The 11,414-nt window shown below is 70.2% G+C and carries 8 protein-coding genes and 1 pseudogene; 2 read left to right on the top strand and 7 right to left on the bottom strand.

Features of this window, described 5'->3' with window-relative positions:
- The 3 genes from priA to HR086_RS39010 form a co-directional block, all read right to left on the bottom strand.
- The coding region (gene priA / locus HR086_RS39020; protein WP_174468151.1) for a primosomal protein N' at nucleotides 1-1,938 on the bottom strand (1,938 nt) is incomplete at its 3' end.
- 213 nt (nucleotides 1,939-2,151) lie between these two features.
- Entirely contained in the window at nucleotides 2,152-5,208 is a 3,057-nt protein-coding gene (locus HR086_RS39015) for a sensor histidine kinase (protein ID WP_174462902.1), read from the bottom strand.
- Between the two features lie 156 nt (nucleotides 5,209-5,364).
- Complete coding sequence (locus HR086_RS39010) at nucleotides 5,365-5,916, bottom strand: GNAT family N-acetyltransferase (RefSeq protein WP_174462903.1); 552 nt, start codon at nucleotides 5,914-5,916, stop codon at nucleotides 5,365-5,367.
- Between the two features lie 128 nt (nucleotides 5,917-6,044).
- On the opposite strand from HR086_RS39010, the gene HR086_RS39005 reads away from it, so the two are divergent.
- Nucleotides 6,045-6,704: an N-acetyltransferase gene (locus HR086_RS39005; protein WP_174462904.1), complete on the top strand. Its 660-nt coding sequence runs from the start codon at nucleotides 6,045-6,047 to the stop codon at nucleotides 6,702-6,704.
- Between the two features lie 68 nt (nucleotides 6,705-6,772).
- Here the strand turns inward: HR086_RS39005 and HR086_RS39000 are convergent, their stop codons facing one another.
- The 3 genes from HR086_RS39000 to galU form a co-directional block, all read right to left on the bottom strand.
- On the bottom strand, nucleotides 6,773-7,399 hold the full coding sequence (locus HR086_RS39000; protein WP_174468150.1) for a glutathione S-transferase family protein: 627 nt from the start codon (nucleotides 7,397-7,399) through the stop codon (nucleotides 6,773-6,775).
- Nucleotides 7,400-7,579: 180 nt separating this feature from the next.
- On the bottom strand, nucleotides 7,580-8,335 hold the full coding sequence (locus HR086_RS38995) for a hypothetical protein (RefSeq protein WP_174468149.1): 756 nt from the start codon (nucleotides 8,333-8,335) through the stop codon (nucleotides 7,580-7,582).
- On the bottom strand, nucleotides 8,332-9,234 hold the full coding sequence (gene galU, locus HR086_RS38990; protein ID WP_141648656.1) for a UTP--glucose-1-phosphate uridylyltransferase GalU: 903 nt from the start codon (nucleotides 9,232-9,234) through the stop codon (nucleotides 8,332-8,334). Before galU ends, HR086_RS38995 begins: the two co-directional genes overlap by 4 nt.
- Before the next feature lie 60 nt (nucleotides 9,235-9,294).
- Here galU and HR086_RS38985 point away from each other — a divergent pair, with 60 nt between their 5' ends.
- Nucleotides 9,295-10,146 (top strand): hypothetical protein, encoded by an 852-nt coding sequence (locus HR086_RS38985; protein ID WP_141648657.1) that lies wholly within the window; start codon nucleotides 9,295-9,297, stop codon nucleotides 10,144-10,146.
- A 3-nt stretch (nucleotides 10,147-10,149) separates the two neighbouring features.
- Here the strand turns inward: HR086_RS38985 and HR086_RS38980 are convergent.
- Nucleotides 10,150-11,414 (bottom strand): annotated as a pseudogene (locus HR086_RS38980) (hypothetical protein); the annotation flags it as partial.

Genomic DNA, 11,414 nt, shown 5'->3' with positions numbered 1-11,414 from the left:
CACCTGGGTCAACAGGTGGAAGGTCCGCTCGGAGGCTCGAAAGTCGGGAATCGCCAGGGACGTGTCCGCCATGACGACACACACCAGCGTCACGCCCGGGAAGTCGTGCCCCTTGGCCACCATCTGCGTGCCCACCAGCACGTCCAGCTCCCGCCGGGCGAACGACGCCAGCATCTCCGTCAGCCGCTCCGCGCTCGTCGCCGAGTCCCTGTCCAACCGCGCCACCCGCGCCGTGGGCATGCGCTCCAGCACCTCCGCCTCCACCCGCTCGGTGCCGATACCCAGCTTCAGCATGGGGCCCGTACACTCCAGGCACCGCTCCGGCACCGGCATCGCCAGCCCGCAGTAGTGGCACACCACCCGGTTCTGGGAGCGGTGATGCGTGAGGCACACGTCGCACGCGCTGCACTTGAGCGACAGCCCACATACCTCGCACAGGAGCACCGTGCTGTGCCCCCGGCGGTTCAGGAAGAGGATGACCTGCTGCCCTCGCCCCAGCGTCTCCTCCATCGCCGCCAGCAGCGGCGGACTCAGGATGGGCGCCTCCTCCGTCACCATGCCCTCGCGGGGCCGCTCCTGACGCAGGTCCACCAGTTCGATGGTGGGCATGGGCCGGTCATCCACGCGGCGCTTGAGCTCCAGGAGCCGGTAGCGCCCGCGCTTCACGTTCTCCAGCGTCTCCAGCGCCGGCGTGGCCGAGCCCAGCACCACCACCGCCCCGGCCTGCTTGCCGCGCACCACCGCCAGGTCGCGCGCCTGGTAGCGAAGGCTGTCGTCCTGCTTGAAGGACGGGTCATGCTCCTCGTCCACGACGATGAGCCCCAGGTTCTCCACCGGGGCGAACACCGCCGAGCGCACGCCGACGGCAATCTTCACGTCGCCCCGGCGCAGCGCCTGCCAGTGGAACAGCCGCTCCCGGTCCTTCAGCGCCGAGTGCAGCACCGCCACCTCCGCGCCGAAGCGGCTGCGGAAGCGCCCCACCAACTGCGGCGTCAGCGCGATTTCCGGCACGAGGATGAGGCTGCCCTTGCCCAGGGACAGCGCATGCTCCGCCGCGCGCAGGTACACCTCCGTCTTCCCGCTGCCCGTGACGCCGTGGAGCAGGAACGGCTGGAACACCCCTGTGTCCAGGGCCCCACGCAGTTCGACACCCGCCGCGTCCTGCTCCAGCGTGAGGCGGTCCGGCCGGCCCTGAATCAGGCCCTCCTTCACCCCCGCCTCCAGCTTCTTCTCGTCGATGCGAGCCAGCCCCTTCTTGGCCAGGCTCTTCAAGAGTTCTCGTGCGCCCGGGATGGCGTGGCTCACCTCCTCCAGCGGAGCACTGCCCCCCACGGCCAGCAGATACGCGAGCACCGCGGACTGCGCATGCGCGCGAGCGAGCGCCGGCGGCACCTCGCTCACGAGCGCCACCGCGAACTGCTGCACGTCCGGCTTCGCTTCCTTCTCGTCCAGGGGCTTCGACAGCCCGGGAGGCAGGGCGCCGCGGATGACCTCTCCCAGCGGATAGCGGTAGTGCTCGGCCGCGAAGCGCAACAGCGCGATGAGGTCCTTCGGCAACGAGGGCGAGTCCTCCAGCACGCGCTGGATGGGCTTGAGCCGGACCTTCTCCCCCAGGGGCTTGTTCGCGGGCCCCAGGTAGAAACCCAGCGCGGTGCCTCGGCCGAAGGGCACCAGCACGCGCTGCCCGGGCGCGAGCTGGCCCGTGAGCGCCTCCGGCACGGAGTACGTGAATTCACCCCGGACGGGGCGAGCAACGGCGACGGACGCCAGGACGGGAGGACTCTCGCTCACTGCGGGCGGCACTGTAGCGGCCTGTTCCGGTTGGGACAGTTCCCGGCGACGCCTCGCACCCGAGGTACGCACCGCCATGGAACCCGTGGTGGAGGGCGCCTCCGCCGCGCTCTCCGTCGGCTCTTCCCACAAGGGTCGCTGCTCCATGGCACTCCCTTCAACCACCGCCCCTGCCCCGTCCGTCCTGCTACCGGGAACCACAGTGCCAGGGCTGTCTGACATGGCCCGGCCCCCAGGTCCACGGCTCCGCGCGTGGGGCTCACGAGGCCACGGCGCCACTCCCTGGGGAGGCCTGCTCGCACGCCACCCGCCCGGGCGTGCGAAGGACGAACGCAAAGCACCGCTTCCGAACAAAGTCCGTCAGCGACGGCCCGACCACGGGCGCAACAGGCGACGCCAGCCCTCCAGCGGGTGGCGCAGGTAGGCACGGTCCGCGCGCACCGCGACGACGATTTCCGTGCCGGCACCTTCGCGGCTGACGATGTCCAACCGACCGCCCACCTTCGCGGCCCGCTCCCTCATGCCGCGCAAGCCCCAGTGGCCCGCCCGGCCACCCTGGTCCAGGGTGGCGGAGTCGATGCCACTGCCGTCATCGCGCACGCACAGCCGCAACTCCGGGGGCTCGAACAGCAGGCTGACCTCCACCTCGCGCGCGCGGGAATGCACGAAGGCGTTGCCAATGGCCTCGCGGCCGATGCGGTAGAGCTCATCGGCGACCAGCGGTTCCAGCGTGCGCGCGGCTCCCTTGACCACCATGCGCAGTTGGGGCCCTTCCCGTTCGTCGAAGTCACGCATCAACGACGCGAAAGCCGCGGCCAGGTCGTCCTGACCCTGACGGGTGTCGCGCAACGCGCTGACCCTGTCGCGTCCCTCCGTCAGCATGTCGTCCGCCCGGTCCAACGCGCTCTGGAGCCCAAGGCGCATCTCTCCCGCCGGCAACCGCGAGGTCACCACGTGGACGTTGAGCACGAGCGCCTGGATGCCCTGCAACAGCGTGTCGTGCAGCTCCCGGGCGATGCGCTCGCGCTCCGCGTGCCGTTCCTCCAGTCGCATCCGCAGCCGCCGCGTCACCTGCCACAGCCGCAAGGCATACAGGAGCCACAGGGCCACCAGGGCGCCCAGGACACACAGCGCGATGAACGCACCCGTCTGGAAGAAGGTCGGCTCGATTTCGAAGTCGAGCGTGGCGCCCTGCTCGTTCCAGACGCCGTCCTCGTTGGCGGCCATCACCTGGAAGCGATACGGGCCGGGGCCCAGGTTCGTATAGGTGGCCTCCCGTCGTTGGCCCGCGTCCTTCCAGCCGTCATCCACGCCGTGGAGCCGATAGCGGAACACCACGCGCTCCGGCATCCCCAACGCCAGCGCGCTGTAGGCGATGCGCAGCTCCCGCGTGCGCGGCGGCAGATGGAGCGTGAGCGCCGACGCGTACGTCGAATCGCCTGTCGCCACCGAGCGAATCACGACCGGAGGCGCCACGGAGTTGCGTTGGATGTGGCTCGGGTCAATCCAACCCAATCCGTTGGCGGCGGCGAACCAGAGCCTGCCGTCTCCACCCTCCACCAGGGTGGGCAGTGGACGGACCTGCTGCGCGCCGCCCGGCATGCCGTCGTTCATGTCGAAGAGCTCGACGGGCATCGGATACGCCGAGTCCTTCAGCGCCCGCCGCAGGTCTTCCGCCGCGATGCGCACGCCGCCCGCATGGCCGTTGAGCCACAGCGTGCCGTCCTTCGTCTCCAGCAAGCCGGTGATGCCCGTCAGCGCCTCCGGCCGGGTCGCCTGCAACGGCCGGAACCGCTCACCATCGAACGCGGCCAGCCCCAACGCGCCGCCCACCAGCGTGGTCTCCCCCGGGAGGATGGCGGTCACCGTGCCCGTGCGCAGGCCGTGCGCTTCCGTGAACGTGCGGACCCGCGGGCCCTCCATGATGGCGAGCTGGTTGGCGCTGTAGCCGAACCAGACACGCCCCTGGCCATCGAGCACTGCGCGAGCAGGCGGCAAATCGGGGAGCGCCGCGATGCCGCCTTTCGGAGTCCACGTGTCGCCATCCAGCCGGTACACCGTCGAGGCACGGAACGACACCCACAGCTTCCCCGCCGCGTCGCGCACGATGGCCTGGATGCGCTGCTCATGCTCCTTCTCGGGGCGGGACAGGGACTCGATGCGGCCCGGGTTGAAGCGCCAGAAGCCCTCGGAGCCGCCCAGGAGGAGGCTGCCGTCCGTGTCCAGCGCGGTCGCGGTGATTTCACCTTCGATGCCGGGAACCAGGACCGGCTCGGCGTCCAGCCGCCACCACTTGTCCAGGGTCTTCAGGCGCGTCGCGCTGCCCGTCCACATCCCGCCGTCGCGGTCGGCGATGAGCGCGAAGTAGTTGACGTGGTTGGGGAAGCGGACGGCGGCCACGTCGTTCCGGCGGAAGCGGTCCAGCCCCAACTGGGAACCCACCCAGATGTTGCCCTCGCGGTCCTCGAGCAGCGTCATCGCCGAGTCGGATGAGAGTCCGTCTCTCGCGCCGAAGACGTCGCCCGTCACCACCCGGCGCTGGAACGGCTTGCCGACCGCATGGGGCTTCGCGTCGCGACAGATGCCGGAATTGACGCAGCCACACAGCCACATGGCGCCGTCCCGGTCGAACAGCGTGTCCTGGGAGGTCGCCCCCTGGAAGGGACTGACGGGAGCGGAGCCCGAGGGCTCGGGCAGACCCGGGCCGCGCAGGGGACTGAACCCCTGGTCGTCGGCCTTCCAGAAGGTGCCGTCATGAACCAGCCACATTCCCCACAGGGTGGGCCCAGGCGTCTCCACCCGCTCGAAGCGGCGAGCCCCCGGACGAAGCACGTACGTGCCACCGTCGCCCGTCACCCACAGTCCGCCGCTCCGGTCCCGCGTGAGCGCGTTCCAATAAATCCGGGCCAGCCCCCAGCCGAGGTCCCCGGGTGACCACGCGCCCTGCTCGAAGACGTAGAGCCCCTGAGGGGTGATGGCCCACGGACGCCCGTCCCCATCCTCCTCGAAGGACTCCACGGGCGAGCCCTGGGGCAAGCCCCCCGGGAAGAACTGGAGAATTTCCCCGGACGCCTTGCGGACACTGGCGCCGCCGAAGGAATACGCGACCCAGAGGTCCCCGTTCGTGGTGGCTTGCAACACGCTGATGGAGCGCGACGCGGTGCTGTCCGGGGGCAACAAGTCGTGACGTTCGAACCGGACACCGTCGAAGCGGTACAGGCCCGACGCCGTCCCCAGCCACAGCCAGCCGTCGACCGTCTGGGCCATGGCCCAGATTCCGGAGGGGGCTCCATCCTTCTGCGTCCACGCGGTGTGGTGGAAATCCCGGAGCGTCGTCATCCGGGCAGGAGGCTCGGCGGACGCGATTCCGGGTCCGCCCAGCACGAGCGCGAGCAGGAGGCCGTACATCAATCCCATCCGACTTCTACTTCCGCCCAAGCACCGGATGGCCCGTCCTCGCCCTTGCCACGTTCGAACGCACATCTCACGGGCCACCATAGAACGAGTCCCCGCACCATGGCGCCGCCGAGCAGGCGAGCACGCGTGCGTCCAGGCAGCGCGGCGCACGAGTCCTCAGTCCACCATCACTCGCGGGTCGAGCCACAGCGCACAGCGCCGCTCTCGCGGCAGGCCCGCCCTCGCTTCGTGCTCCAACACTTCCTTGAGCCGGTCATCCAGTGCGTCGTCCGGAATGCGGGTGAACCCGAGCCCGACATAGAAGGGCTCGTTCCAGGGCACGTCGCGGAACGTGGTCAAGGTGAGGGTGGACAGGCCCGCCTCGCGGGCATGCGCGGCGGCGGCCCGGAGCAACGCGCGGCCCAGGCCCCGCCGCTGATGAGAGGGGTGCACCGCCATCTGCCAGACATGCAGCGCGGAGCCCACCGCCTGCGCGGTGAGGAAGCCCACGACGCCCGCTTCCGCGTCCCGGGCCACCCACACCGTGCGCGCCAGGATGAACGGGCGGTGGTCGGCCTCCTCCATGACGTCGTCGTCGGCAATCCAGGCCAGGTCGTCGAGCTGACGGAACAGCTCACCAGAGGCCCGTTCGAGCGCGGCGAACCGTGCGCCGTCCTCCAGCGTGGCGGGGAGGATGGCGACGCGGGAGTGGGAGTCGGAGGAAGACATGGGCATCGGCTCGACGGCGCGCGCCCGACGGCAGGACATCGGTCGGAGTTCAGCGAGGCGCGACTCGCGCGGGTCATTGTCCGCGACACGGGCGGGCGTGCCCAGGGTCGGTCTACAGTTGCTCCATCATGACGGTGAGCATCCAGAACCTCGGACCGGAGTTGCTGGAGCAGGTGGGGCCGCTGTGCGCACGGGCCTTCGATGACTACCCCTTCCTCGCGGAGCTGTTTCCGGGCCCCTCGGAGAAGCGCGCACGGGTGGCCTCGGCCTTCTACGTCGCCACGGTGCGCGACTGTCTGGAGCATGGCGTGGTGCATGCCACCGTCGAGGACGGACGGCTGACGGGCGTGGCCGCGTGGCTGCGGCCGGGGGCTTTCCCCCAGTCACTCGGCAGACAGGCGGGCTTCCTGCCCACTGTCTGGGCGGGCCTGCGTCACTTTCCGGGACGCGCGCGGCTGGCACTCCAGGCGCTGGCGAGGCTGGAGCGCTACCACCCGCACACGCCCACCCACTGGTATCTGGCCACCATCGCGGTGGACCCGGCGCATCAGGGACGCGGGCTGGGCGTTCGCTTGATGCGCGCGGGCCTGGCGCTGGCCGAGGAGACCCACGCGCCTTGCTTCCTGGAGACGGCCAAGGCGGCCAACCGCGACTGGTACCTGGGCTTCGGCTTCGACCTGCAGCGCACCGAGCCGTGCTTCGACGGAGGACCGCCCCAGTGGTTCATGTGGCGTCCCCCAGAGGCGCGCTCCGGCATGGGGCCCGAGGAGACGGCGCGCACGGCGTAGGCCGTCGGAGCACGGGCCCGCGCACGACGAGCGCGTGCGGGCTTGCCCCTCACCGCCCCGGACGAGACCTATCCGTGGGCGACCTTCTTCCACGAGGGCCGGCTGCTGATGCGCTTCCACCACGCGGCCACGCTCGGGTGCTTGTCGAACAGGCCCTGCTCACCGGCCGCGACCAGGAACTCCAGCTCCGGCATCCACGACACGTCCGCGAGCGAGAAGCTGTCTCCCGCGAGATAGGGCTGCTTCGCCAGCATCGGCTCGAGGATGCCGAACACCTTGTCCACGCCCGCGCGGCCCTCCTGCACCCGGGACTCATCCGCGGCGCCGCCACCCATGTGCGGCTTGAAGACGCGCTCCCAGATGACCTTGAAGGCCGCGGGGCTGAAGTAGCTCTGCTCCACGCCGATGAACTGCTCCATCAGCCCATAGGCATGCGGCTGGGATGGCGTGAGAGAGACCCCCGGCAGCTTGCGGTCCAGGTAGCGGATGATGGCGCGCGACTCGTAGAGGATGAAGCCGTCGTCGTCCTCGAAGGCGGGCACGACACCGAAGGGATGGCGCGCCAGGTGCGCGGGGTGCTTCTGCTCGCCCTTGCCCAGGTCCACGAGGACGAACTGCGCCTCATGCCCCTTCTCCAGCAGCGTGGTGAGGACCTTGCGCGTACAGATGCTCATCGGGTGGCCGTAGACCTTCATGTGCGTTCTCCCTCTGTCGGCGTCCAGGGCCGCGAAGGCCCCGGCCGGGCGGCGCGACTCTTCATCGCGCCCCCGGACGTCGCAAGCGAATGAGGAAGGAAGGTCCGCGCCGTGAACACCGCCGGTCCACCGCCGTGACGCGTCAACGCCCCGGCGGAAGTGTCGGCGGTGTCCCGGTGACTACGGCGTGAAGAGCTTGTCGGGCACCGTGGCCCGGGTGTCGCCCTTCAGCGCGGTGAAGCGCACGACGCGCTGGTCACCGCGCCACACCTCGATGCTGCGCGGCATCGCCTCACCCACCGCGGGCGAGTTGTAGTCCAGGAAGCGCACGTCCCACGCGACCTTGGCGGAGTCCGTGTAGCGCAGCCGCGCGGGGCGGAAGGAGTCCTTGTACACCCAGAACTGGGGACGCCCCTCGGCCTGGTCGCCCAGCACATACGCGACCTCTCCACTGAAGCGCGCCAGGCCCGTGCGGGACGTATCGATACCCAACCCCTGGAGATACTGCTGCACCGACTCCTTGAGCTGCTGCACCGGCCCACCGCCCGCGGCGAAGAGCGGGCACACCTGCGCGACGAGCACGGAGAGCGACGGGATGTCATTGCCCTCCAGCCGGCGACGCCCCGCCACCTGCACCACGGCGGTGCGCGCGTTGCCATCCGGCACCGAGGCCTCGAAGCGGCAGCGGCCCGGCATGCGCAGGTACAGCACGCCGTCGCCCTGTACGTCGGGACGGTCCGTCGCGGTGCCCAGCGCCGAGCCCGCCTCCTTCACCCCGGGGCCACTGAAGCTCAGCGAGCCTTCCACTCGCAGCCCGGAGAGCTTCAGTTCGTCCCGCTCCCCCACCATGCGCCGGAGGATGGAGCCTCCCGGCAGCACGTAGGCGGCAGCGGTGAAGGACAGCAGGACTGCGACGAGTGCGACGATGCGCTTCACGGCTTCTCCGTCTTCACGACCTCACGCATGTACTCGAGCAACCCGCCCCGCAGCTCGGGGCGCTTGAGGGCGTAGGCGATGTTCGCCTTCAGGTATCCCACCTTGTCGCCCGCGTCATAGCGCTGACCCTTGAATTTGTACCCCAACAGACCGTGCGACTGCTGGAGCGTGGCCAGGCCGTCGGTGAGCTGGATTTCCCCGCCCACGCCCGGCGTCTGCTTCTCCAGGATGGGGAAGATTTCCGGGGGCAGCACATAGCGGCCGATGACGGCGAGGTTGGAGGGCGCGGTGCCCTTCTTCGGCTTCTCCACCACGCGGTCGATGCGGATGACGCCGTCACCCAGGTCCGTGCCGGCGGCGATGCCGTACATGTGCGTCTCGTCATCGGGCACTTCCATCAGCGCGATGACGGCCTGGTTGTGCTGGCGGAACACGCGAGCGAGCTGGCGGATGCCCGGCTCCTCGGCGTCAATCATGTCGTCGCCCAGCAGCACGCCGAAGGGCTCGTTGCCGATGGCGCTCTTGGCGCACAGCACCGCGTGGCCCAGGCCCTTGGGCTCCTTCTGGCGGATGCTGACGACCCGGACCAGGTCGGCGATGGCGCGCAGCTTGTCCGCGTCCGCCGTCTTGCCCCGGGCGCGCAGCGTGGTCTCCAGCTCGAAGGCGATGTCGAAGTGGTCCTCGATGGCGCCCTTGCCGCGACCATTGATGAGGACGACATCCTCGATGCCGGCGGACACCGCCTCCTCCACGATGTACTGGAGGGTGGGCGTGTCGACGATGGGCAACATCTCCTTGGGCACGGACTTCGTGGCGGGAAGAAAGCGCGTGCCCAGCCCGGCTGCCGGGATGACACACTTACGGATAAGGGGCTCTGCCTTCGGTGCGTTGGCGGACATGGGGCCAGGGAATCTATTGGCGCCCACCCACCCCATCAAGCTGGTTAGGATGATGGCCCCATGTCGCTCCGCCCCGTCGTGCTGCTGTTCGCCGTGTGTGTCTCCACCGCCGCCCTGGCCCAGCCCTCGGAGGACCTGAGGGACGTCATGAGCGCACGCGCCTATGGCATGGGCGGCGCCTACCGCGCCCTCGGCCTGGGCACGGAGGCCATCCTGGGCAACCCCGCCGCCATGGCCCTGTATCCGGCCTACCGCGTCGAGGGGACAGCGGCCTGGGACCACCGCATCAAGGAGGGCGTGCTCGGCGTCTCCGTCATCGACGGCGCCACCAGCAAACTGGCCATGGGGATGGACTACCACTGGGTCAGCCTGGGACGCGGCGGCGCTCGCACCACCGCCCATCTCAGCTCGCTGGGCGTGGGGTTTCCATTGACCCCGGGCATCCTGATTGGTGCCGCGGCGCGCTACCTCCGGATGAGTGGCATGGACCGATATGCCAACTCGGTGACAGTTGACACGGGCCTGTTGTTCCGGCTGTCCCAGTCACTGGTGGCCGGGGTGTCCGGGCACAACCTCATCAACACCAACAACGTGGAGCTGACGCGGTACTACACGGGTCATCTCGGCATCAACTCGGGGATGTTGACGGTGGCCGGTGACGTGCGCGCGGACTTCGAGACGAACGACAAGACGACGCTCACGTACAGCGGTGGCCTGGAGTACATCCTCGGGATGCAGGTTCCGCTGCGTGCGGGCTATTCGTATGACGGCTTCACGCGCACGTCGCGGCTGAGCACGGGCCTGGGCTTCATGACCGAGACGGGCGGCGGTCTGGACCTGGCGTACCGGTACGAGATGGGTGGCGAGAAGAGCCGCATGCTGGCGCTCACCATCCGCATGCAGATGAACTGAGCTTCAGCGGGGAGCGCGCAGGGCGAGGTAGCGCTCGGACGCGGCGAAGCGCAGCAGCTCCACCAGCTCCGAGTCCTGCGAGCGACGGGAGCGAATCACCGTCACCGCCGGCCCCACACCACCGCAGGCCACCAGGCCCGCGCGGTTGGCGGAGTCTCGCGCGGCGTCCGCGAGGGACGAGGCGTTGAAGTCCCGGGTGCCGGAATCCAGCAGCTCGAGGGTGCGCTCCAGGGCGCGCGGGGACAGCGTTTCGCGCACGAGCCGGGCGTCCGCGCTGGAGTCCTTCGGGTTCTTGAGGACGGTGGACAGCAGGGCCAGGGCGCGCAGGAGCTGGGCGCCCTTGAGCGCGCGCAGGGCGAGCAGATCGGGTGACAGCGACAGCAGGGCACGGCCTGCGTGGAAGCGCAGCTCGGCGGCGGGCAGGGCCTGGCGAATCACCGCGCGGCCCACGAGCAGGCGAGGCTTGTCGGTGTGGACGGCGGTGAAGGGCGGACCATCGTCCTCGGCGAGCACGAGCTCCGGCAGGTTCACCGCGAGCACTCGCGCGGAGGTGTGCAGGGCGTCGAGGACGGCGGGAGCGCCCGGGCCCGCGACGGCGCGCAGGGGTTCGGAGGCGTCGGCGGCGCGGCCCTGGGCGGGGAAGAGGCGACAGAGGGCGATACCCGAGCATGCGAGCAGTTCACCCGAGGAGGTCCGCAGTCCGGGGTGACGCAGGCCCGCGCGCTCGTCGGCGGTGAGGGAGGGCCGCTGGAGTCGAGACACGGGGACGTCGCGGCCGGCGAGGGCCTCGACGATTTCGCGCATGAGGGCGGCGCGAGGGGCGTCGCCTCGGGTGTCGAAGAAGTCGGCGAGGTTCGCGTAGGAGACGGTGTCGAGGGGGCGCTCGCGGAGCTGGCGGAAGACCTCGGGCTCGGTGTCGGCCGGTGGAGCGGGCTCGGGGACGACGATGGGGTTCTCGCGCGTCTCGGCGGCGCCCACGGCGGGACGCTCGGATTGCGCGGCGGGCTTCGAGATGAAGGTGCGGCCCGGCGCGGGACCGGCCGAGGTGCCCTCGGGGCGAGAGCCACGGAGGACGCGGCGCACGGGGTCCATGCGTCCCGGCGGGGCTTCCCAGGAGATGACGCGCGTTTCGGGGACGGACGCGGCATCGAGGTCCATGGGCTTGCCGCTCATGAGGTCGATGGCCTTGCCGCCTCGGGGGGATTCTGGAGGGCTCGCGGGACGCGCGGTGCCCTGGGCGCGCGCGGGAGGGGCACTGTCGGCCGGAG

The sequence above is a fragment of the Myxococcus sp. CA039A genome (assembly GCF_013336645.1).
Taxonomy (GTDB): domain Bacteria; phylum Myxococcota; class Myxococcia; order Myxococcales; family Myxococcaceae; genus Myxococcus; species Myxococcus llanfairpwllgwyngyllgogerychwyrndrobwllllantysiliogogogochensis.
Note: the sequence above shows the minus strand (reverse complement) of the source record. Positions and strands in the feature narration are given on the sequence as shown.

Bases quoted from the DNA above. Each gene is read 5' to 3' on its own strand.
- HR086_RS39015 (WP_174462902.1), bottom strand. From the start codon at position 5,208: ATGGGATTGATGTACGGCCTCCTGCTCGCGCTCGTGCTGGGCGGACCC.
- HR086_RS39000 (WP_174468150.1), bottom strand. From the start codon at position 7,399: ATGAAGGTCTACGGCCACCCGATGAGCATCTGTACGCGCAAGGTCCTC.
- HR086_RS38985 (WP_141648657.1), top strand. From the start codon at position 9,295: ATGTCGCTCCGCCCCGTCGTGCTGCTGTTCGCCGTGTGTGTCTCCACC.
- HR086_RS39005 (WP_174462904.1), top strand. From the start codon at position 6,045: ATGACGGTGAGCATCCAGAACCTCGGACCGGAGTTGCTGGAGCAGGTG.
- galU (WP_141648656.1), bottom strand. From the start codon at position 9,234: ATGTCCGCCAACGCACCGAAGGCAGAGCCCCTTATCCGTAAGTGTGTC.
- HR086_RS39010 (WP_174462903.1), bottom strand. From the start codon at position 5,916: ATGTCTTCCTCCGACTCCCACTCCCGCGTCGCCATCCTCCCCGCCACG.